Origin of the sequence: Streptomyces sp. NPDC014870 (assembly GCF_043081505.1) — a bacterium.
Lineage (GTDB): Bacteria > Actinomycetota > Actinomycetes > Streptomycetales > Streptomycetaceae > Streptomyces.
The window spans coordinates 64974-86383 of record NZ_JBIBWQ010000011.1 but is presented as its reverse complement, the minus strand read 5'-3'; the positions used below and the strand labels follow the sequence as shown (position 1 = coordinate 86383).

General features: G+C 70.8%; 17 protein-coding genes and 2 pseudogenes. 8 read left to right on the top strand and 11 right to left on the bottom strand.

The features are described from left to right. Nucleotides 1-149: 149 nt before the first annotated feature. The gene (locus tag ACF09C_RS28930) at nucleotides 150-560 is read right to left on the bottom strand and encodes a RidA family protein (protein WP_392095692.1); all 411 of its coding nucleotides are present in this window, start codon (nucleotides 558-560) and stop codon (nucleotides 150-152) included. A 223-nt stretch (nucleotides 561-783) separates the two neighbouring features. On the opposite strand from ACF09C_RS28930, the gene ACF09C_RS28925 reads away from it, so the two are divergent. Both ACF09C_RS28925 and ACF09C_RS28920 read left to right on the top strand, forming a co-directional pair. Next, nucleotides 784-1941 (top strand): hypothetical protein, encoded by a 1158-nt coding sequence (locus ACF09C_RS28925; protein ID WP_392095690.1) that lies wholly within the window; start codon nucleotides 784-786, stop codon nucleotides 1939-1941. Nucleotides 1942-2383: 442 nt separating this feature from the next. After that, entirely contained in the window at nucleotides 2384-2911 is a 528-nt protein-coding gene (locus tag ACF09C_RS28920) for a transglycosylase SLT domain-containing protein (RefSeq protein WP_392095689.1), read from the top strand. Nucleotides 2912-2957: 46 nt separating this feature from the next. Here the strand turns inward: ACF09C_RS28920 and ACF09C_RS28915 are convergent, their stop codons facing one another. Next, a complete protein-coding gene (locus ACF09C_RS28915) occupies nucleotides 2958-3278 on the bottom strand; it encodes a hypothetical protein (protein ID WP_392095687.1) in 321 nt (106 codons plus the stop codon). Nucleotides 3279-3394: 116 nt separating this feature from the next. Next, nucleotides 3395-4060, bottom strand: coding sequence for a DUF4232 domain-containing protein (locus ACF09C_RS28910; protein ID WP_392095685.1), 666 nt, complete (start codon nucleotides 4058-4060; stop codon nucleotides 3395-3397). A gap of 356 nt (nucleotides 4061-4416) precedes the next feature. Between ACF09C_RS28910 and ACF09C_RS28905 the strand changes: the two genes are divergently transcribed. Next, nucleotides 4417-4581, top strand: a complete 165-nt coding sequence (locus ACF09C_RS28905; protein ID WP_392095683.1) for a hypothetical protein — start codon at nucleotides 4417-4419, stop codon at nucleotides 4579-4581. A gap of 42 nt (nucleotides 4582-4623) precedes the next feature. On the opposite strand, the gene ACF09C_RS28900 is transcribed toward ACF09C_RS28905, so the two are convergent. The 7 genes and pseudogenes from ACF09C_RS28900 to ACF09C_RS28870 form a co-directional block, all read right to left on the bottom strand. Next, on the bottom strand, nucleotides 4624-6192 hold the full coding sequence (locus tag ACF09C_RS28900) for a carboxylesterase/lipase family protein (protein ID WP_392095682.1): 1569 nt from the start codon (nucleotides 6190-6192) through the stop codon (nucleotides 4624-4626). Between the two features lie 223 nt (nucleotides 6193-6415). Beyond that, a complete protein-coding gene (locus ACF09C_RS28895) occupies nucleotides 6416-7657 on the bottom strand; it encodes a cytochrome P450 (protein WP_392095681.1) in 1242 nt (413 codons plus the stop codon). Between the two features lie 24 nt (nucleotides 7658-7681). Further along, nucleotides 7682-9124 carry an NAD(P)/FAD-dependent oxidoreductase gene (locus ACF09C_RS28890; RefSeq protein ID WP_392095679.1) on the bottom strand — a complete coding sequence of 481 codons (1443 nt, stop codon included), beginning with the start codon at nucleotides 9122-9124 and terminating at the stop codon, nucleotides 7682-7684. Next, a complete protein-coding gene (locus ACF09C_RS28885; RefSeq protein ID WP_392096051.1) occupies nucleotides 9063-9305 on the bottom strand; it encodes a ferredoxin in 243 nt (80 codons plus the stop codon). Before ACF09C_RS28885 ends, ACF09C_RS28890 begins: the two co-directional genes overlap by 62 nt. 113 nt (nucleotides 9306-9418) lie before the next feature. Then, complete coding sequence (locus ACF09C_RS28880; RefSeq protein WP_392095677.1) at nucleotides 9419-10057, bottom strand: hypothetical protein; 639 nt, start codon at nucleotides 10055-10057, stop codon at nucleotides 9419-9421. Nucleotides 10058-10224: 167 nt separating this feature from the next. Continuing rightward, nucleotides 10225-11316: pseudogene (locus ACF09C_RS28875) on the bottom strand (PP2C family protein-serine/threonine phosphatase); the annotation flags it as partial. 97 nt (nucleotides 11317-11413) lie between these two features. Continuing rightward, nucleotides 11414-12127, bottom strand: coding sequence for a TetR/AcrR family transcriptional regulator (locus ACF09C_RS28870; protein WP_392095676.1), 714 nt, complete (start codon nucleotides 12125-12127; stop codon nucleotides 11414-11416). 180 nt (nucleotides 12128-12307) lie between these two features. On the opposite strand from ACF09C_RS28870, the gene ACF09C_RS28865 reads away from it, so the two are divergent. Continuing rightward, the gene (locus ACF09C_RS28865) at nucleotides 12308-14041 is read left to right on the top strand and encodes an amidase (protein ID WP_392095674.1); all 1734 of its coding nucleotides are present in this window, start codon (nucleotides 12308-12310) and stop codon (nucleotides 14039-14041) included. An 83-nt stretch (nucleotides 14042-14124) separates the two neighbouring features. Here ACF09C_RS28865 and ACF09C_RS28860 read toward each other — a convergent pair. Beyond that, nucleotides 14125-14770 (bottom strand): annotated as a pseudogene (locus ACF09C_RS28860) (tRNA (adenosine(37)-N6)-threonylcarbamoyltransferase complex transferase subunit TsaD); the annotation flags it as partial. Between the two features lie 170 nt (nucleotides 14771-14940). On the opposite strand from ACF09C_RS28860, the gene ACF09C_RS28855 reads away from it, so the two are divergent. The 4 genes from ACF09C_RS28855 to ACF09C_RS28840 all read left to right on the top strand — a co-directional run bounded on the left by ACF09C_RS28855 (nucleotide 14941) and on the right by ACF09C_RS28840 (nucleotide 21409). Then, entirely contained in the window at nucleotides 14941-17313 is a 2373-nt protein-coding gene (locus tag ACF09C_RS28855) for an alpha-amylase family glycosyl hydrolase (protein WP_392095672.1), read from the top strand. Nucleotides 17314-17368: 55 nt separating this feature from the next. Continuing rightward, nucleotides 17369-20644 (top strand): carbohydrate binding domain-containing protein, encoded by a 3276-nt coding sequence (locus ACF09C_RS28850; RefSeq protein ID WP_392095670.1) that lies wholly within the window; start codon nucleotides 17369-17371, stop codon nucleotides 20642-20644. An 85-nt stretch (nucleotides 20645-20729) separates the two neighbouring features. Then, nucleotides 20730-21056: a PadR family transcriptional regulator gene (locus ACF09C_RS28845; RefSeq protein ID WP_392095668.1), complete on the top strand. Its 327-nt coding sequence runs from the start codon at nucleotides 20730-20732 to the stop codon at nucleotides 21054-21056. Beyond that, nucleotides 21053-21409: a DUF1048 domain-containing protein gene (locus tag ACF09C_RS28840; protein ID WP_392095666.1), complete on the top strand. Its 357-nt coding sequence runs from the start codon at nucleotides 21053-21055 to the stop codon at nucleotides 21407-21409. The genes ACF09C_RS28845 and ACF09C_RS28840 overlap by 4 nt, the downstream gene beginning before the upstream one ends. Nucleotide 21410 lies beyond the last annotated feature (1 nt).

The following is a 21410-nucleotide window of genomic DNA, read 5'->3' as shown; positions in this document are numbered from 1 at the left end:
CTTCTATACGAAGATGACACTCATTTTCAATATGACCCGAGAGAATTGCCCTTCCCTCGGGGTGCGAACAGGACATAAAGGGGACAGGCCGGGCGCTCGGTTCGGAGATTCGTTGGAAATGCCGCGTTGCGGTGTGCTGGGAAGAGGTCTCAGGAATCGAGCACGGCGGCGACGGCCTCGATCTCGACGAGCTGGTCCTTGTAACCGAGCACGGTGACGCCCATCAACGTGCTGGGGACGTCATGGTCGGCGAAGGAGTCCCGGACCACCTGCCAGGCGGCCACCAGGTCCTCCCGTCGGGCCGATGCGACGAGAACCCGTGTACTGATGACGTCATGAAGTGACGCGCCCGAGGCGGCAAGAGCGGCCTGCATGTTCTCGATGGCTTTCGCTGCTTGGCCTGCGTAGTCCCCGATCGCCGCCGTGGAGCCGTCATCGTTGAGCGGACACGCCCCCGCGAGGAAGATCAGGCGCGACTCGGCGGGCGCCGTGGCCGCGTAGGCGTACTCGGCGACGTCGGACAGGGCGGTGGAGCGAATCAAGGTGATGGCACGAGCCACGGTCGCGTGGTCCTTTCCCTACGGGGTGTTCAGCGCGGACATCCTGCCAACGGCCAGTCGCCTGCCGCCTTCCCTTTTCCTGCCGTGCGGCGCCGGGACAGCGTCGGAGCTCCGGCGTCACACCAGGCGGCGTGCCCCGTCGGGCCGGTGCGGGGCTGGTGGACTCCGCCGCTCGGGCCGCGGACCATACTGGTCACGCCCCGATCACCCACTGGACGGTTCCATGGCCAAGAGCAGCTCTTCATCGACCACTGTCCCCGGTACCGCATGGCTCGGACGTGGACGTCACCTCGGACCCGAGGCCGAGCGGGACGTCCGACGCAACCTGCTCGCCCTCAAGGCGGCCGGAGTGATCGACGACTTCCTCGACCTCGACCCCGTCGAGGCGGCCCGCTCGACCGACCTGTTCCCCCGGGACGAGTCCGCCGACCCCGGACCCTCGGCCCGCCGCCTGTTCGAAGCGCGCTGGCGCGTCGCCGGCGACGTCACGGTGCGCGCTCAACTGACGACCTACGAGCCCGAGTCCCGCCGCGCCGGGACCGAGAGCGAGATCGCCTGGGTGCTGGCAGCGGAGGCGGAGCGGGCGTGGGAAGCGAGCTGGCCTTCACCCGCCACGGTGTTCTGGCCCGACAGCGACCGGGTCGCCTGGGATCACGACGGGGTGCCGGGCGCCCGCCTGCGAACGACCAACTACCTCCCCAAGGACGATGGCGAGTTGCGGCGCCTGCTGCGAGACTGCGCCCGGCAGAGCTGGTTCATCCATGTCGTGGTGCACGAGGCGATGACACCGGACACGCTGGGACGGCGGCCGGTCACGGCATTCTTGCCACCGAGCCTCAGGCACCGGGTGATCGAGCACCGGGCCACGCCGGAGCAGGCACTGATCGCCGACTTCGCGACGAAGCGTGAGCTGGGCGTGGGGCTACCGCGCGGCGGGGCCGTCGTCCTGCCCCACGCGCCGCAGACTCCGGGCTACGACGCGGAACGCTTCACCGTCGGCAACGTCTTTCTCGACGGTACCGAGCCGACCGGCCTCCTGGAGAAGATCGAGGAGTTCGCCTCGTTGCCACGCCCGTTGCCGGCAGGCGCCGAACAAGCCCTGACCCGACTGCGCCAAGGCTGGCACCTGCTCACCCCCGATGAGGAGCTCGTCCACGCACGGACCATGGTCGCTCGGTACGCCGAATCACTCAGGACCATGACGGCGGCCTGCGACCTGTACCGCGAGGCGGCCGAGTCGGCACACGCCGCGCTCGCCGAAGCCACCAGTGGCACCAACACACCCAAGACACCCGCACCCGCCACGGCCGAGCAGGACACCTCACCGCTGAAGTCCCTCACGAGGACGCTCGGCCTCTTCCGCAGGCCTGACGGCCGTTAGGGGCACAGGCCCGGCGGTGGCCGCGAGGGGCGTCGAGGCGCGGGCGAGCACGACGCCCCTGGTCGCCTACGGAACGTGAGGTGGCTCGAGCAGTGGGTGACGCCGGCGCCTTGGCGGGGGCCCTGGCTGTGACGCCCCGCACAGGAGCCACGTCACGTCCTAAGGGAGGTAGTACGCGGGGGTCCCGCGATCCCGCGCCCAGGTGGATTGCGGCAGGGCATTTCCAGCATTTGCTCCGTGGTGGGGTAGTACGTCACATCCTTGCGCTTCGCCCGGAGCGCCCCTAACCATGGCTGTCGTTCCGGGGATCCCGGTGCGGGGCCGGACAGCAGAGCAGGTTCGCTCGACCGCCCCAGCCACCTCGCGGAGTACCGCTTCGCTTCCGACGCCACCGCGTTCGGTCGGCATCCCACGTCGTCGCCAGATGGAGAGTTACTCGCGCATGACCGCCACCACGCAGAACACCACCAGCCGCATCGCCCGATTCCGCAAGCTGTCCGTCGCAGGCCTGGCCACCGCGGGTGCCGCAGCGGCGGCGCTCACGCTGGTCCCGTCGCCCGCGCAGGCAGCCACGGTTCCGGCGAACGTCTCGGCGTCCCTGGTGTCCGCGGCGGATGCTCCGGCGGCCAAGAAGGCGAAGAAGCAGTACGCCGACAACCTCGACGGCTGGATCAAGGAAGCGCTGGACATCATGAAGGCCGAGCGGATCCCCGGCAGCTACGAGGGCCTGCACCGCAACATCATGCGTGAGTCCTCCGGCAACCCGAACGCCCAGAACAACTGGGACGTGAACGCGAAGAACGGCACGCCTTCGAAGGGCCTGCTCCAGGTCATCCAGCCGACCTTCGACGCGTACCACGTCCCCGGCACCGAGCATGACCTGACCGACCCGGTCGCGAACATCACGGCGGCCGCCAACTACGCCGCCGACAAGTACGGCTCCATCGACAACGTCGACTCCGCCTACTGATCGCCGCTTCCCCCATCGAGGGCGTCCGCGGGGTGGCTTCGACCGGTCACAGACCGGCGATGTCCCTGGCCCTCTTCAGCACGGAGTCGAGCGCGTCCACCCCCGTGTTGCGCTGGCTCTCGCGCGCCGCCCGGTCCGCCGGCACAAGCCGCGCCGCGACCTGCACCGCGTGGGCGTCCGGGTCGCCGAAGGCGGCCCGCGGGTGTTCCCCGGTCTCCGCACAGTGCGCCGTGACCTCTTTGACGGCCTGGAGCACGACCGCTCGGTCCACGCCCGGCTGCATGGCCAGCCGTACCTGGAATCGCGCCATCCACTTCTCGCGGTCCTTCTCGCTCGCCGCGTCCGTCGTCTGGGCCTTCTTCGCCATGCGCTCTCCCGGGTGATCGGCAGCCGTCCGCCGTGGAGGAGGACGCGGAGGCGCCGGCGTAGGTTGCCATGCCCGCCGGGACCCCGCCCGGCGGAGGCGCCTGGGAGTGGACTCGACTACAGGCTGAGGGCGTCCTCGGCGTTGTCCATCCACGCGGTCACCGAGTTGTCGTCGGACACGTTCAGCCCGGGCGTGGAGGCCTTGAGCGGCACCTGCTCCAGGTCGGACTCGGTGTTCATGGTCATCGCGATCGAGGAGACCGTCTCGCTCTTGGCGTCCTTCAGACCACCCATGAGGCCGGCGTAGGCGGACTGGCCCGGTGCGAGCCGGATGGCCGCCTCGATACCGGGGGCCGTGCCCCGCTCCGTCGCCTGCCCGTCCAGGTCACCGAAGGTGACGACGGGGTGGCCGAGCACCCGGCACGGCTTGCCGGACTTGTTGGTGATCTTCAGCAGGTAGCTGCTGGTCGTGGGCTCTGCCTGGCTCGCGGTGAACGTCACGTCGTAGGTGCTGCAGGGAAAGACGTCGTAGTCCGGATCGACCGTCGGCGAGACGGGCTTGGCGGGAGTCGTCGGCTTGGCGGTCGCGGACGGGGTTGCGGGTCCGGACGGCTTGGCGGGAGTCGTCGGCTTGGCGGGCTGCGGCGGGGATGTGGGAGCCGCGGTCGTCGGCACGTCGGTCCCGCCCGTGGCTCCGTCCTCGGAAGGGCCGCAGGCGGTCAGGGTCAGTGCGGACGTGGCGAGGAGGGCGGCGGCGACGATGGCTCTACGAACGGTGCTCATGGCGGTACTCCCCCGATGGCGGCGCTCGAACTGCGCCGTGGTGGACACCAGGTTCGCGCGGAAGCTTCACGGTTCGGTGACAGCGCCTTGCCGAATCCACCACGGTTCGCCCCACGGGTTCCCTCGGAACCCGTTCGATCGCGTGACCGGCGGGTTCAGGACATCACCGTCCGGCCCCTGTCCACCTGACGCCGGGGCAGATATGCCTCAGGGCAGGGCATTTCGTGGCCGTCACCGGCCTGGCCGGCAGCGTCGGGCGGAGCGATCGACCGGCGACTCTGAGCGGAGCGGGCGAGCCGGAAGCGGCCCCCGTACACTCGCTAGCTGATTCCGCCGCAGATAAGGACACCACCGAAGTGAACCAGTACGACCCCATGGGCCGGGCAGCAGGCGACGCGCCGATCTACGCGACTCTCGTCCGGGAGCGCGGGGATGTGCCTGCGGAGGCGAGGCAGGTTGCCGCGCGCGTGCTGGAGGAAGCGGACCGGGCGGTCGACTTCAGCTCGGTGCGCACCATCTGAACGCGCGGCGGGGCGAAACGCTTCACCGGCCGACGCAGAGGGTCAGCGGTCGAGCAGCGGCAGCGCCGTGAAGGTGTGGTCCTGCCAGATCTGGCGCGAGGCTGCTTCCGGGTAGGCGGCGACGCCCGCCCGGGTCTCGACGTCGAAGAGTCGTACGAGGCGCTCTCGGGTGTCGTACACGGGCCAGCCCGGATCGCCGTGGGCGGCGAAGGACGTCCACGCGGCCCGCATGCGCGCGGACAGCTCCTCCGCCTCCGGGGACGGGCTCTCGCCGATCAGCGCCGCGGGCTGGCCGCGGTCCAGGTTGCCGAAGACCAGGGGCACGTCGAGCCCGTGGCAGGCGCCGAGGACACCGCCCATGCCCGGGGCGGACCAGGTCAGCTCGTAGACATGGGCGCGGCCGCCGGCAGCGGTCTGGCACTGGGCGAGGTGGAGGGACGGCATGCGGAACAACCAGTCGGAGGAGACCAGTTCATAGAGCTCGTCCGGGCCCGCGGCGGGGAACGCCTCGCGGTAGCGGCGTGCGGCGACCGGGCCGGGCCCGAAGACCCGCAGGGCGGTCTCGGCCTGCTCCGGCGTGACCTGGCCGAGCACTCCGTCGAGCGCGGCCAGCAGCCTCGTTTCGTCGCGGGTGTGGCCGACGAGGAGTTCGATGTCGCGCCCGGCGCCGTTCGCCAGCGCCTGCCACGGGGTGACCCGCAGGGTGTCACCGTCGATGACCGGCGAGAAGGGGATCGCGCGGTGAGCGACCGGCCCCCAACGATCCGCCCAGCTGTTCATCTTGGCGCCGACCGCGTCCCCGGCGGCGGCCAGTCGGGTGGGATCCACGCCGGACAGGTCGGCCACCGTGGGCCGTAGCCCCAGCTCGGCGGCGCACGCGGCGGAGATGTCGGCGGCCAGCTCCGGTGAGAAGTACGTGCCCTGCACGCTCTGTGCCACGGCCCGGCCGAAGAGCCCGACCGCGCGCTCCGCCGCCAGCAGGGCGGCGACCGACCCGGCCCCCGCCGACTGGCCGAAGACGGTGACGCGGCCCGGGTCGCCGCCGAAGGCCCGGATGTTGTCGCGCACCCACTCCAGGGCGGCGATCTGGTCCAACAGCCCCCGATTGGCGGGCGCCCCGTCGATCTGTCCGTACCCCTCCAGGCCCACCCGGTAGTTGAACGTCACCACGACGACACCGTCACGTGCCAGACGGCCTCCGTCGTACTCGGGAAGGCCGGACATGCCGATCGAGTAGGCGCCGCCCTGGATCCACACCATCACCGGCAGCCCTGCGTCGGGGCTCGGGTCGGTCGACCAGACGTTGACCGTCAGCCAGTCGTCGCCCGCGGCGTCACGCGCCAGCGCGTCCATCCCGAAATGACCGCCCTGTGGCGGCGGCGGGCCGTACAACACCGCCGACCGCACCCCGTCCCATCCCCGTACGGGCCGAGGCGCGGCGAAACGCAGCGGGCCGACCGGCGGCTCGGCGAACGGGATGCCCCGGAAAACCGCCACACCCGCCTCGCGGCTCCCGCACAGCACCCCACCGACTACGCGGACCTCGGGCCGGGACCCGGAGTGGTCCGAAGGCCCGGAAAGCTCGGACGGCTCGGAGTCGCCAACGGTCATCACAGCTCCCTCACTGAGCGGCTCGAACGTTCCGGGATCATGCCCTGCCGCCCTCACGCGCACCAGGCAATTACGTAGGTGTCGCGTGGCCGTAGACATCGCCCGGCGCGTTCAGCGGAAGCATGTTGCAGCTCAGCGGCGCAATGGCCCAGCGTGCCGTGTACGGCAGACGTGGTGCCATCGCGGAACCGGGCCGCGCGATCCTCGTCGGCTGTGCCGGTTCTCAGGGGCGGATTCCGTCGCAGGCGATCCGTAGATGGCGCGGCCCGCGCAGTACCGCGTTCTGGCGGTACTGGGGTGGGTCGTCCAGCAGGCGGGGGTTCTCCAGTCTGCGGGCAAGTTCCGACAGGGCTCGTTGGGCCTCCAGGCGTGCGAGTGGTGCGCCGAAGCAGCTGTGGATGCCGCTGCCCAGGCCCAGGTGCTGGATGTCCGGGCGGTCCGGGTCGAAGCGGTCCGGGTTCTCGAAGCGTTGCGGGTCGCGGTTGCCGGACGCCAGGAGCAGCCAGAGCGTGGAGCCCTTGGGGATGGTGACGCCGCGGACCTCGATGTCGGCGAGAGTGGCGCGCTGTGGCAGCAGTTGCACCGGCGGCTCGAAGCGGAGCAGTTCCTCGACGAGGGGCACGGCCAGGCGCGGTTCGGTCCTCAGCCGCTGCAGGACGTCGGGATGGCGCAACAGGGTCAGCATTCCGTTGCTGATGAGGTTGACCGTGGTCTCATGCCCCGCGATCAGGAGCAGAGCCGCCGTGCTCAGCAGTTCCATCGTGGTCATCGGACCGTCCTGGCCCTTGGCCGTCGACAGTTGGGAGAGCATGTCCTCCCCGGGGTTCTTGCGGCGCTCCTCGATCAGGCCGGCCAGGTACATGCCCAACGCCATCCGGGCCTCGTGCGCCCCCTTGCCGCGCTCGGCAGGATCGCCGTCATGGTCGGGGTCGGGGTCCAGGCTGGCGGCGAGGGTGTCCGCCCAGGTGTGGAAGCGTGCCTCGTCCTCGCGCGGCACCCCGAGCAGTCGGCAGATCACCGTCACCGGGAAGGGGTAGGAGAACTCCTCCACCAGGTCGATCCGCCCCGGGTCGCCGATCCCGTCGATGAGGCCGGCGACGATGTCGTCGAGCTCCGGGCGCATGGAGTCGACCCGGTGGGGGGAGTGCGGCGGGCCGAAATGCCGGTTCGTCATGCGTCGCAGCCGGTCGTGTTCCGGCGGGTCGAGCCGGAGGAAGCTCGGCGGCAGGGCGCTTTCCTCGGAGGCCGGCTGCGCCAGCGGGTCGGCGCTGCCGGCCTCCAGGTTGCGGGCGTCGGAGCTGATCCGGGGGTCGTGCAGAAGGCTGCGGATCTCGTAGTAGGTGCTGATCAGGTACGGCCCGTCGGTCTCGTGGTGGACCGGTGTCTTCCGCAGCTCTTCGTAGATCGGGTACGGGTCGGCCCGGTTGGCGTAGTCCAGGATCTGGTGCAGCAGGGTTTGCGTCATGGCAGGTCCTTGTGGCCGTACGGGTCAGTGCGCGGGGGTGAACGTCATCCGGCGGTCGGCGGGCGAGTATCCGCTGACGGTGACGGTGGGGCCGTGGCTGGGGATCGACGGGTCGGGGAAGTCCGCGTCCATCGGCCGCTGTCCTTCCGTCTGCCGGTCGACCGTGGGGAACTGCGGCGGGAACGGCGCGGTGCGCTCGATGAGTTCCCGGTAGAAGGGCAGCCACCGGCCGTGGTCGAAGGAGACGGCACCGATGACGCGCCCCTGGTATCCGTAGACGCCGACGAACCGGCGGCTGTCCAGCGAGCCCTGCGCGATCAGGATCTCCGTCCCCATCGACGGCACGCCGACCGACTTGATGTTGACGCCGAACTGGGAGGACCAGAAGGCCGGCACGTCCATGTGCGGCAGTCGGTCGATGCTCTCGCTGAGCATGTTGTGCGCCGCGATCCCGGCCTGGGCGACGGCGTTGCCCCAGTGCTCCAGCGACAGGAACTGGTACCCGAACAGGGGATGGGGGCAGCGGGCGACGTCGCCCGCCGCGTAGATGTCGTCGGTGACGATCCCACGGATGTCGAAGACCCGGCAGCCCGCGTCGCAGGCGATGCCCCGTGGCCCGGCGCCGAGGCCTGAACCGGACAGCCATTCGGTGTTGCGGAGGGCGCCGAGCGAGACGACCACCACGTCGGTCTCCACGGTCGAGCCGTCGGACAGGTGCGCGGCGCGCACCCGTCCCGAGGCGTCGCCCTCCAGAGCGGTCACCATGACCCCGCACCGCAGGTCCACACCGTTCTCGCGCTGGAGGTCGGCGGCCACCGCGGCGATCACCCCACCGAGCGCGCCGACCAAGGGCGCGGCGCCTCGTTCGGCGACGGTGACGGGGATGCGGCGTTCGCGGCAGGCGGAGGCGACCTCCGAGCCGGCGAACCCTCCCCCGATGACGAGGACCCGCTGGGGCCCCTCGTCGAGCCGCCGGGCGAGCGCGGCGCCCTCGTCGGAGGTCCGCAGTACGAACACGCCGTCGAGTTCCGCCTCCTCCTCGCGCGGCCACGGCCGGGCCCGGACACCCGTGGCGATCAGCAGCCGGTCGTACGGCACCTGGTCGCCGTCGGCCAGCCGCACCGTCCTCGCGGCCATGTCCAGGCCGGTGGCGGCGACGCCGAGCCGCCAGGTCGCGTCGACGGACCGGATCCGGGGCAGCGCCGTGCGGTCGGCGCGTGCCCTTCCCAGCAGCACGCCCTTGGACAGCGGGGGCCGGTCGTACGGTTCGCAGGGCTCGTCGCCGATCATGGTCAGGGACCCCCGGAAGCCCTTGGCACGCATGGTCTCCGCAGCCCTTAGACCCGCCAACGAGGCGCCGACGACGACGATGCGGCCCTCGCGTCTGAGCTGCTCCAAGGCTCCGTCACCGAGCACCGGGCACCGCCTCGGCCTGCTCGACCTGCTCGGCCGGCTCGTCCACGGCATCGACGAGGATGGCCTGCACCGGGCAGGCCGCGGCGGCCTGGGCCAGCTTCTCGCGCTGTGCGTCGTCGGCATCCGGATCGTAAAGCAGCGCCTCGTCGCCGTGCATGGTGAAGATCTCGGGCGCGAGGAACGCGCATTGCGCGTACCCCTGACAGCGGTTCAGATCGACGGCGATGCGCACCACGGGATCGGCCCTCTCCGATGGCTCGGTCACAACCCCCTGCGCCCACTTTCACCGGCCGGGAGGGCCTCAGCGACGGGGAGCGGACCGATCGAGTGAGCGGGGCGGCCCGATCAGGGCGAGGCGGCGGACCGCGACACCTCGGAACGCCGGCCCCACAGGGCGTGCAGGCTGAGAACGAGCACCCAGGCCGGGAAGACCAGCTCGGACCAGGGCACGTTCGATCCCACCACGAGCAGCGTCAGGCCCACCAGATAGCCGACGACGGTGAGCGGGCGCGGGATGATCCCGAGCCGGTGGCCGATGGTCGAGGTCGTCATGACGAACACCGCCGCCATCCGCATGGCGTAGGTGGTCAACAGGCCGTACGCGACGTGGCGGCCGAAGGCGGAGTCCTGTCCGCCCTCGTCGAGCACGCTCGATGCAGCCGCCGCGGCGCCGAACAGCATGGCGACGAAGACCAGACCGCTGCCCAGGAACACCGTGGAGACGAACCTGTCCTCGCGCTGACCCACCTGCTCACGCAGGGCACCCATGAACCACAGGAACGCGATCCCGGCGAAGGGAATCAGCTCCAGGGCCGTCCGCACCGCGCTCCGCTCCCCCGCGTCCACGGTGACCGCCTCGCCGTCGGCGCCGCTCGGCACGGCGAGGCGTACGAGGACGATCGCCGTGGCCGTCAGGATCGCGAACACCGTTCCCGCCACCCCCGCGGCCCACGGCGTCGCGAGGCGCCCGCGCTTCCGCTCCATCGTCTCCCGCTTCCTGCCTGTGCTTCCTTCGTCCAGACACCAGTGATCGCGGGACGCGCGCCACCGGGATCACCCGGGAGGGAGAGCGCGGTGCGCCATACAGGCCTGCCGGGCCTGTCGGTGGGTTGCGGTGCCCCGGCGCCGTGCGCCGTCCCGTCAGCCCGGCTCGGAGGTGCCCGGGTGAGGATCAGGAGGGTGACGTCGTCCTGGATCCTGGGCGTGAAGCGGCTCAGGTCGTCCCAGATCTCGTCGGGCAGCTCGTCGAGGCCGACACCGGTCATGCGGGCCAGACGCTCGACGAACGGGTAGAAGGCGCCGGAGGCGTCCCGGGCCTCCAGGACACCGTCCGACGCCAGGAGCAGCCGGTCACCGGGCAGCAGTGACACCGTCCCGACGGTTCCGGGCATGACATCGGCGAGGCCAAGGCCCAGGGGCGGTCCTGGGTCGAGTTCCAGGGTGCTCACGGCTCCGGCGCGCAGCAGGACCGGGGGCGGATGACCACAGGCCAGGACGCGGACCTCCCGCCCGTGCGGCGCGAAGTCCAGAAGGACGGCCGTGGCGAAGAGTTCCGCGTGCTCCGTGCCCGCCGAGTCGACCACGAGCCTGCGGTCGAGCCGCGCCGCGATCGACTCCGCGTCCACGTCGTCCAGTACGGCCTCGTGGAACGCCCCCAGGACGGCGGCGACCGTCGCGACGGCCGACAGACCGTGCCCCTGTACATCGCCGAGGACCGCCCGCACCCCGTGGGGGCCGGGCCGGACGTCGAAGAAGTCGCCTCCCACGAGCGTGCCGCGCTCGGCCGCGCGGTACAGGCTCGCGCAGCGCAGGGGCCCGACCTGCCGCCGTACGTCCGGGACGATCGCCCGCTGGGCCGTCTCGGCGACGGTACGTTCCAGGTCGAGCTGCGCGTCCCGGCGCCCGCGGACGAACGAGACGAAGACGCTCAGGGCCGCGACGAAGCCGAGGGTGAAGAGGTCGGTGTTGCCGGGCTGGTTCAGATGGAAGAGGGGAATGGTCAGCAGCCCGATCGTCGCGGCGCCGAGGAGGGCCGTGGCCCACGGTCCGTAGGCCAGGACGGCGAGCGGAGGCACCGCGCCGAGCAGGAAGCCGATGTCCAGCGGAACGGAGTCGGTGAGGGAGGCCGCTCCGACCCCGACGAGCAGCACCACCGGCAGGACCCGCACCCAGCGGGGCGGCGGGGCCCCGCGCAGCCAGCTCCGCCGGTACGCTCCGGTCTCCGCCTTCCTTGGCTTCACCACACCACCAGGCTCCTATGCGGGGGTGCGCCGCGCACTCCTCCACGGTCCGGCGACGCCCGCGGTCGTCCCCACGCCTCGGATCAGCGCTCCACGCGCGTCAGCCCTGGCCCGTGGGACGCAGTTCGCGTTCGAGAGCGGACAGGGCGAAGGCGTGTGCGGAGGTGTGCTGCCAGCGGGACCGTCCGAACATCACGTCCTCGGAGATCCCGCTCAGCATGGCCACCGCCCTGATGGTGAACCCCGGGAGGTCCACGTCAGCGAAGAGCCCGAGGTCCCGCCCCTCACGGAGGATGGCTTCCAGTCGCTCGTCCCAGCCGTCCAGCAGCTCGGTCAGGATGCGTCGGCCCGCTTCGTCGTGGCGCTGGGTCATCACCTGCGCCCACAGCGCGTAGCGTTCGTCGCCCTGGTGGCGGGGCAGGTAGAAGCGGACGAACAGGTCCAGCTTCTCGGCAGGGGACGCGGCCCGGTCGGCGGCCTCCTGGAACCGGGTCCAGAGTTCCGCCTGGCTCCATGCGAGGACTTCGAGCAGGAGCCGGTCCTTCTTGCCGAAGTGGTAGAGGATGTGGCCGGTGCTCATGCCGGCCCGCTCGGCGATGTCCGACATCCGCAGGGCCGCCGTGCCCTTCTCGGCGATGACGCCGATGGCGGCCCGCATCGCTCGTCCCCGCGCCTCGTCGCCGCTGGGCTGACGCTTCCTGTCGACCGGGGCCCGCGCCGCGGACCGGGAGGCGGCACCGGGGCCCGCCGGCCTGGTCGCTTCCGGCGGGAGGAGGCGGTCGGGCAGCTCGCGCCCGGTCTCTGACGTCGGCATGAGCTCACTTTCGGTTCCGGACGATCCCGGTCCCAAGTCTAGGTTCCGAAAATCTAGACTCCTAGTCTAGACTGAAAATCTAGTCAGAACGATGGGGAGGGCGCCGCCCCGCTGTACGAGGTCGCCTCGACGGCCCGGCGGGCCGCCCGTCCTACTCACCACCACCCAGGAGACACCCTCATGACGCGCGGATTCGATGTCGTGGAGACCTGTATCGCTGATCTGCGGGCTGCGCTGGAGAAGGGCGAGACGACCTCGGTCGAGCTGCTCGACGCCTACCTCGCGCGGATCGACGCGTACGACCGGCCCGGCACGGCCACCGCCCTCAACGCGATGGTCGTGATGAACCCGCAGGCCCGCGCGGAAGCGGAGGCCTCCGACGCCCGCCGCGCGCGCGGTGAGACGCTGGGCCCGCTGGACGGCATCCCCTACACCGCCAAGGACAGCTACCTCGCGAAGGGGCTCACGGCCGCGTCCGGCTCCCCCGCCTTCGAGCACCTCGTCGCGCAGCGCGACGCCTTCGCCATCGAGCGGCTGCGCGCCGGTGGCGCGGTCCTCATCGGCCTGACCAACATGCCGCCGATGGCGAACGGCGGCATGCAGCGGGGCGTGTACGGCCGCGCGGAGAGCCCGTACAGCGCCGACTGGCTCACCAGCGCCTACGGTTCCGGCTCCTCCAACGGCTCCGGAACGGCGACGGCGGCCTCCTTCGGCGCGTTCGGCCTCGGTGAGGAGACCTGGTCCTCGGGGCGCGCGCCCGCCTCGAACAACGCGCTGTGCGCCTACACCCCCAGCCGCGGTGTGATCTCGGTCCGCGGCAACTGGCCGCTCGTACCGACCATGGACGTCGTCGTCCCGCACACCCGCACCATGGCCGACCTGTTCGAACTGCTTGACGTCATCGTCGCCGACGACCCGCTCACGCGCGGCGACCTGTGGCGCGCCCAGCCGTGGGTGGAGCTGCCCGCCGCGTCCCAGGTGCGCCCCGCCTCCTACCCCGCCCTCGCCCCCGCCCACGCCGGGGCCGCCTCCGAGGCGCTCGCCGGCAAGCGCGTCGGCGTTCCCCGGATGTACATCAACGCCGACCCCGACGCCGGAACGAACCCCGACGGAGGCATCGGCGGCCAGACCGGGCAGCGCATCGACACGCGCCCCTCGGTGATCGCGCTGTGGGAAGCCGCGCGCCGGGACCTGGAGGCCGCCGGCGCGGAGGTGGTCGAGGTCGACTTCCCCGTGGTGTCCCACTACGAGTCCGACCGCCCCGGAGCGCCCTCGCTGCTCACCCGCGGACTCGTCGGCCGCGAGTACCTCACCTTCGAGATCGAGGACCTGTCGGCCTGGGCCTGGGACGACTTCCTGCGCGCCAACGGCGACCCGGCGCTCTCCACGCTGGCCGACGTCGACGGCGACCGCATCTGGCCCAAGCAGGAGGGCGAGCTGCCCGACCGGTACGAGGGCTTCGACGACACGATCGGCGACTACCCGCGCTTCGTGCGCGAGCGCCCGTACGCCTCCCTCGCCGACATGCCGCACCTGGAGCAGGGGCTGCGCGGGCTGGAGGAGACGCGCCGGGTCGACCTGGAGCTGTGGATGGACGGTCTCGGCCTGGACGCGGTGGTCTTCCCCGCGGTGGCCGACGTGGGCCCCGCCGACATGGACGTCGACGTGGCCTCCGCCGACCTCGGCTGGCGCAACGGGGTCTGGGTCGCCAACGGCAACCTGGTCCCCCGCCACCTCGGCATCCCGACCGTGACCGTGCCCATGGGCACGATGGCGGACATCGGCATGCCCGTCGGCCTGACCTTCGCGGGCCGCGCCTACGACGACAACGCCCTGCTGGCCCTCGCGGCGGCCTTCGAGCAGACCGGCAGCCGCCGCGCCGAGCCGTCGCGCACGCCGCGCCTGGCGGCCTAGCGGCCCACCGTCTCCCCGCCGGAGGGCTCGCCAGCAAGGCCGCGGGCGGCCGTCAGGCCGCTCGGACGGCTGGGCGGGCCGGCGGCCACGGCTTCCTGGAGCGCGGCGGCCCCGTCGGCCACCGGCAGGTCCTCGCCGCGCCGTCGGTGCTGCTCGACCCAGCGGGCCGCGGCCGTCATGAGACCGGAGAAGGAGAAGGCGTACGGGTCGTCCCCGGGGCGGGTCAGCGGGCGCAGGAAGGCCACGGCCCGGGGTCGCCGTCCCGCGCCGCCCTGTCGATGGCGGGGCCGCCGGGGTACGGCAGGCCGAGGATGCGGGCCAGCTTGTCGAAGCACTCCCCCGCCGCGTCGTCCAGCGTGTCGCCCAGGTGCAGGATCGGCTCGCGGCCAGGTCCCGCACGAGCAGCAGCGACGTGTGGCCGCCGGAGACGATCGGCACCACGCACGGGTCGGGCAACGGCCCGTGCTCCAGGGTGTCGGCGGCGACGTGTCCAGCCAGGTGGTGGACGCCGTACAGCGGCACGCCGGCCGCGTAGGCGAGGGTCTTGGCACCGGCGAGGCCCACCTGGAGGGCGCCGGACAGGCCGGGGCCCGTGGTCACGGCAACGGCGTCGATCTGGCCGATCCGCACACCGGCCTGGTCCAGCGCCTGCCGCACCACCGGGTTGAACGCGTGCAGGTGCGCCCGGGCCGCGATCTCCGGCACCACACCGCCGAACCGCGCTTTCTCACCTGCAATATGGGCAATAAGGGTCGTCGCCCGCCCTGAAACAGGCTGTGCGGCGGGTCTTTACGCGCACAGGGGACTGCACTAACTTTCGGCAAGATTCAGCAAGGGTTTTCAGCCGAGGCGTCAGGGACGGCGCCGGGGCTTCCCGTTGCCTGCCCTCAGGAGCCGCCATGTCCGCGTTCCCCCCTGCCCGCCTCCGGCGAGGGCGCCGTCGCGCGGTGTTGCGTACCGCGACGGTCGGCCTCGCGGCCGTGACCGCCCTCGGCGGATTCGTCGCCCCAGCGCCCCTCGTGACGCCCGCCGCGGCCGCCGCCGCCGGCGGGCCGCTCGGCGCGCGGTACGACGCGACCGGCGCCAACGTGGAGTTCCGGATCCACTCCTCGCCGGCCACCCGCGTCCAGCTGTACCTCTACACGGCGGCCACCGGGGTCCACGAGGCCGCCGCGCTCACGCTCACCAAGGACTCCGGCACGGGCGTCTGGTCCGTGACCGTGCCGGTCGCCACGATCCGCCAGCAGTACGGCATCACCGGCCCGGTCTACTACGGCTACCGCGCCTGGGGCCCGAACTGGCCGTACGACGCGGCGTGGACCAAGGGCTCCACGGCGGGCTTCGTCGCGGACGTGGACGGCGCGGGCAACCGGTTCAACCCGAACAAGCTGCTCACCGATCCGTACGCGCTGGAACTCAGCCACGACCCGCTCACCCCGGGCGGCCCCTCCAAGACCGTCTACGGCACCGGCCCCGCGCACCGCGCGGTCGACAACGGGACGCAGGCGCCCAAGGGCATCGTGCTGGCGGCCGACGCGACGAACACGGGGAGCAAACCGACCCGGGCGCTGAAGGACGACATCGTCTACGAAGTGCATGTCAGGGGGCTGACCAGGAACGACCCGTCCGTGCCTGCCCCCTATCAGGGCACCTACAAGGGCGCGGGCCTCAAGGCCGCCGGCCTCGCGGCCCTCGGGGTGACCGCGGTGGAGTTCCTTCCCCTTCAGGAGGCCCAGAACGACACCAACGACGTCGACGCCACCGGTACCGCGGGCGACAACTACTGGGGCTACGAAACCCTCAACTTCTTCGCCCCGGACCGCCGTTACGCCGCTGACAAGAGCCCCGGCGGGCCGACCCGCGAGTTCAAGGAGATGGTGAAGGCCTATCACGACGCCGGGATCAAGGTCTTCACCGACGTCGTGTACAACCACGCCGCCGAGGGCGGGCCGTGGACCGCCGGCGACAAGAACACCTACAGCCTGTTCAACCTGCGCGGCCTGGACAACCCCACCTACTACTCGCTGACCGGCGACAGACAGGCGTCCTGGGACAACACGGGCGTCAACGGCAACCTCAACACGTACAACCCCGTCACCAGGAACCTGATCACCGACTCGCTCGCCCACTGGAAGGACACCCTGGGCGTCGACGGCTTCCGCTTCGACCTGGCTCCCGTCCTCGGCAACACCTGCGAGCACGGCTGCTTCCAGTACAGCCGCACCGACCCGAACACCGCCCTGAACCGCATCACCGCCCTGATGCCCCCGCGGCCCGCGGGCGGCGGCTCCGGCACCGACTGGATCGCCGAGCCCTGGGCCCTGGGCAGCGGCACCTACCAGGTCGGCAACTTCCCCGCGGGATGGTCGGAGTGGAACGACAAGTTCCGCGACACCGTGCGCCGCGACCAGAACGCCATGGGCAACGAGAACGTCACCCCCGGCGACCTCGCGACCCGCTTCGCCGGTTCCTCCGACCTGTACGGGTCGAGCGGTCGGGCGCCCTGGAACTCGGTCAACTTCGTGGTCGCGCACGACGGGTTCACCCTGGCCGACCTGTACCGCTGCAACGCCAAGAACAACGGTCAGGGCTGGCCGTACGGACCTTCCGACGGCGGATCCGACCACAACCTGTCCTGGGACCAGGCCGGCGTCGCCGCCGACCAGCGCAAGGCCGCCCGCAACGGCCTGGCCCTGCTGATGCTGTCAGCCGGAACCCCGATGATGACCGGCGGCGACGAGTACCTGCGCTCGGTCAACTGCAACAACAACCCCTACAACCTGGACTCGTCCGCCAACTGGCTCAGCACGTCCTGGACATCGGACCAGTCCACGTTCCGTACCTACGCACAGCGCCTGATCGCCTTCCGCAAGGCCCACCCCGCCCTCCGCCCGGCCGCCTTCTACAACGCCTCGGACGGCAACGGCAACGGCATGGGCCAGCTCGACTGGTTCACCCCGGCAGGGGCGGCGCCCGACGGCGCGTACTGGAGCAACGTCAACAACCACGCTCTGGCGTGGCGTTACGACGGCACCGAACTCGGCGACCCGAACAGCGCGGTCTATGTCGGCTACAACGGCTGGTCCGGAGCCGTCGACTTCACGCTCCCCTCCCCGGGCGCGGGCAAGAACTGGTACCGCGTCACCGACACGTCCACCTGGGCCGAGGGCGCGGGTCAGTTCGCCCAACCGGGTGGCGAGGCGCTGATCGGCGGCGCCGGCACCGTCTACCGCCTGAACGGCCGCTCCACCCTCCTGCTGATCGCCAAGTAGCTGTCGGGGAGGCGGGCACCCGCACGCCTCCCCTCTCCCCTCAGGAGCCGCCCTCATGAGCAATCCGCCACGCGGGAAAGCCCGCCCCCTGACCGGCCTCGGCCTTCTCGTCGCGCTGCTCGGCATGCTGGCAGCACTGCTGCCGGCCGTGACCGCGCACGCGGCGACGACCGCCACCGTCTACTACAAGCCGGCCGCGAGCTGGACCACCGTCAACATCCACTACGCCCCGACCGGCGGCAGCTGGACCACCGCTCCCGGTCTGCCCATGACGGCAGCCTGCGCCGGCTGGTACAAGAAGACGATCGACCTGGGCACGGCCTCCGGCCTGGCCGTCACGTTCAACAACGGCTCCGGCACGTGGGACAACCACGGCGGCGCCAACTACCAGCTCGGCGGCGGGATCTCGGCCGTCGACAACGGCGCGGTGACCACCATCGACCCGTGCGCCGCCGCCGAGCCGACCTCCGCGACCGTGTACTACTACACGGCGACGCGGAACTGGTCGGCGTACTACCTGCACTGGGCACCCGCGGGCGGCAGCTGGACGACGGCCCCGGGTACGCGGATGACCGCCGCCTGCGCCGACTGGGTCAAGCTGACCGTCGACCTGGGGACGGCCACCGGCTGGCAGGCCGCCTTCACCAACGGCTCCGGCACCTGGGACAGCAACAACGGCGCCAACCACCAGCTCGGCACCGGCTCGATCACCGTCAGGGACGGTGTGATCGCCCACAGCGACCCGTGCGGCTCGACGCAGCCACCGCAGGGCAACGCGGCGACCGTCTGGTACTCCACCGCCACCGTCGGGTGGACGACCGTCAACCTGCACTGGGCGCCCACCGGAGGCACCTGGACCACCGCGCCGGGAACCGGCATGGAACCCGCCTGCGCCGGGTGGGTGAGAAAGACGGTCGACATCGGCACCGCCACGACCTGGCAGGCCACCTTCAACAACGGCAACGGCGTCTGGGACAACAACAACGGCGCCAACTACCCGCTCGGCACAGGGAACTCCACCGTCAAGGACAGGGTGGTGACGGCGAGCGCCACCGACCCCTGCGCGGCCGTGGTGCCGGACACCACGGCACCCACCGTGCCCTCGGGCCTGGACGCGAGCGTCACCGACACCTCCGCCGTGCTGAGCTGGAACGCGTCCACCGACAACGAGGGCGTCACCGGCTATCAGGTCACCCGCACCGGTGGCGGTCAGGGCACGTCGGTGGTGAACACCTCCTCCACCGTGCTTTCCGTCACCGGCCTGGCGGCGCACACCGCGTACTGCTGGACCGTCAAGGCCCTGGACGCGGCCGGCAACATCTCCGCCGCGAGCGCCCAGGAGTGCGCCACCACCGGCGACGCCCCGCCGCCCGCCTCCCCCGGCACCCCGCTCGGTGGCGATCCACGCAAGGACCCGATCTACTTCGTGCTCACCGCCCGCTTCAACGACGGCGACACGTCCAACAACCGCGGCGGCAGCCAGCACACGAAGTCCGGCAACGCCGCCAACAACGACCCCATGTTCCGCGGCGACTTCAAGGGCCTGGTCCAGAAGCTCGACTACATCAAGGGCCTCGGCTTCTCCGCCGTGTGGATCACGCCCGTCGTCCTCAACCGCTCGGACTACGACTACCACGGCTACCACGGCTACGACTTCTACAAGGTCGACCCCCGCCTGGAGTCCGCCGGCGCGAGCTACCAGGACCTGATCAACGCCGCCCACGCCAAGGGCATGAAGATCTACCAGGACGTGGTCTACAACCACTCGTCCCGCTGGGGTGCCAAGGGCCTGTTCACGCCGAAGGTGTACGGCGTCCGGGACGCACAGTGGAGCTGGTACTACGACCAGCCGAACTCCGGCTTCGAGTACGACGGGCTGACCGTCGAGCCCGTCTCCGGGAAGTCGTACTACAACGGCGACCTCTGGTCGACGGCCGAACCCAGCGGCAATACGTGTCTGAACTGGGGAGTGCCGACCGGCGCCAAGAGCCCCGAGGGGTACACGATCTACAACTGCCAGTGGCCCAGCCCCACGTCGAAGATGTTCCCGTCGGCGTACTACCACCAGTGCTGGCTCGGCAACTGGGAGGGCGAGGACTCACGTTCCTGCTGGCTCCACGACGACCTGGCCGACTTCGACACCGAGAGCACCCCGGTCCAGAACTACCTGATCGGCGCCTACAACAAGTACATCGACATGGGTGTCGACGGCTTCCGCGTCGACACCGCCGTCCACATCCCCCGCACCACCTTCAACCGCCGCTTCCTGCCCGCCATCCAGGACCGGGTGACGAGCAGGTTCGGCGCCCAGAAGGCGAAGGACTTCTTCGTCTTCGGTGAAGTCGGGGCCTTCGTCAACGACAAGTGGAACCGCGGCTCGGTCAACCACTCCGCGCAGTTCTTCACCTGGAAGGAGCGCAAGGAGTACGACGCCGACGACACCAAGGCCGCGCTGGAGATGTACGACTACGAGCAGCAGCAGGGCACCGGCAACCAGCCCACCTCGAACAACGCCTTCCTCGCCGGAAACAGCTACCACACCCCGGACCGCAGCCGGTTCAGCGGCATGAACATCATCGACATGCGGATGCACATGAACTTCGGCTACGCGTCCAACGCCTTCGAGAACGGCAGGGACTCCGACGACAGCGTCAACGACGCCACCTACAACGTCGTCTACGTCGACAGCCACGACTACGGACCCAACAAGTCCAAGGAGCGCTACACGGGCGGCACCGACGCCTGGGCCGAGAACATGTCCCTGATGTGGACCTTCCGGGGCATCCCCACCCTGTACTACGGCTCGGAGATCGAGTTCCAGGCCGGCAAGGAGATCGACTGCGGGCCCACCTGCCCCCTGGCCACCACGGGCCGCGCCTACTACGGCGACAGGATCGCGGGGGACGTCACGGCCGGCGACTTCTCGCAGGTCACGAGCGCAAGCGGCGCCGTCGCCACAACCCTCCAGCAGCCTCTCGTCAAGCACCTCCAGCGACTCAACCAGATCCGCCGGGCCGTCCCCGCCCTCCAGATGGGCCAGTACTCCACCGAAGGCGTCAGCGGTGGCATGGCCTTCAAGCGCCGCTACACCGACACGGCCACGGGCGTCGACAGCTACGCTCTGGTCTCCGTCGGCAACGGCGCGACCTTCAGCGGGGTCCTCAACGGCACCTACAAGGAGGCCGTCACCGGCCAGACCGTCACCGTCGCCAACGGCACCCTCACCGCCCCCGCCTCCGGCAAGGGCAACCTGCGGGTCTACGTCCTCGATCTCGGCGGCGCCAACGCGGCACCCGGCAAGATCGGCGCGGACGGACCGTACCTGAGGTAGCACCCTCGCTCCGACCACTACTCGGTGATACCGTGTAGCGGTACTCAGTACTACGCAGTACTGCGAGGCGCCGAGGAGGCTGTGGATGGACGACCTGACGGAGATGTTGAAGGGCACGCTCGAAGGGTGCGTGCTCGAGATCATCGACCGCGAGGAGACGTACGGGTACGCCATCACCCGCCGCCTGAACGAGCTCGGCTTCGCCGACGTCATCGAGGGGACGGTGTACACCATCCTGCTGCGCCTGGAGCGGAACGGACTCGTGCAGGTGGCGAAGCGGCCTTCCGGCGTCGGTCCGCCGCGGAAGTTCTACACGCTCAACGATGCCGGACGCGCGGAGCTCGCGAGGTTCTGGGCGAAGTGGCAGTACGTCTCATCACGCATCGACAAGCTGAAGGAGGGCGGGAGATGAACTTCTGGGAGTCCATCACCGGCAGCGATCTCACCAGGGAATGGAAGGCTTTCGAGGCCCGCGCCGAGGCCCTGCCCGGCGACCACCGGGCGGCATGGGAACAGATCAAGGTCTGCCTCTTCCCCCACGGGGACTTCACCGGCCGCGACCTCGTGCCGATCCTCGACTCGGCCCTGGGACTGCTCGAAGAGACAGCGGCGGACGGGCTGAGCGTGCACGAGGTGCTCGGCGACGACATCCAGGGCTTCTGTACGGCGCTGGCCGGCGGGGCAGGGGCGCGCACCTACCGCGACCGGTGGCGCGAGCAGTTGAACAGGAACGTCGCGAGGAAACTGAGCCGGCTGGGAGGCTGAC

Coding starts and splice junctions, on each gene's coding strand:
- ACF09C_RS28925 (WP_392095690.1), top strand. CDS start 784: ATGGCCAAGAGCAGCTCTTCATCGACCACTGTCCCCGGTACCGCATGG.
- ACF09C_RS28920 (WP_392095689.1), top strand. CDS start 2,384: ATGACCGCCACCACGCAGAACACCACCAGCCGCATCGCCCGATTCCGC.
- ACF09C_RS28915 (WP_392095687.1), bottom strand. CDS start 3,278: ATGGCGAAGAAGGCCCAGACGACGGACGCGGCGAGCGAGAAGGACCGC.
- ACF09C_RS28910 (WP_392095685.1), bottom strand. CDS start 4,060: ATGAGCACCGTTCGTAGAGCCATCGTCGCCGCCGCCCTCCTCGCCACG.
- ACF09C_RS28900 (WP_392095682.1), bottom strand. CDS start 6,192: ATGACCGTTGGCGACTCCGAGCCGTCCGAGCTTTCCGGGCCTTCGGAC.
- ACF09C_RS28895 (WP_392095681.1), bottom strand. CDS start 7,657: ATGACGCAAACCCTGCTGCACCAGATCCTGGACTACGCCAACCGGGCC.
- ACF09C_RS28890 (WP_392095679.1), bottom strand. CDS start 9,124: ATGCCGTGGACGAGCCGGCCGAGCAGGTCGAGCAGGCCGAGGCGGTGC.
- ACF09C_RS28880 (WP_392095677.1), bottom strand. CDS start 10,057: ATGGAGCGGAAGCGCGGGCGCCTCGCGACGCCGTGGGCCGCGGGGGTG.
- ACF09C_RS28870 (WP_392095676.1), bottom strand. CDS start 12,127: ATGCCGACGTCAGAGACCGGGCGCGAGCTGCCCGACCGCCTCCTCCCG.
- ACF09C_RS28865 (WP_392095674.1), top strand. CDS start 12,308: ATGACGCGCGGATTCGATGTCGTGGAGACCTGTATCGCTGATCTGCGG.
- ACF09C_RS28855 (WP_392095672.1), top strand. CDS start 14,941: ATGTCCGCGTTCCCCCCTGCCCGCCTCCGGCGAGGGCGCCGTCGCGCG.
- ACF09C_RS28850 (WP_392095670.1), top strand. CDS start 17,369: ATGAGCAATCCGCCACGCGGGAAAGCCCGCCCCCTGACCGGCCTCGGC.
- ACF09C_RS28845 (WP_392095668.1), top strand. CDS start 20,730: ATGGACGACCTGACGGAGATGTTGAAGGGCACGCTCGAAGGGTGCGTG.
- ACF09C_RS28840 (WP_392095666.1), top strand. CDS start 21,053: ATGAACTTCTGGGAGTCCATCACCGGCAGCGATCTCACCAGGGAATGG.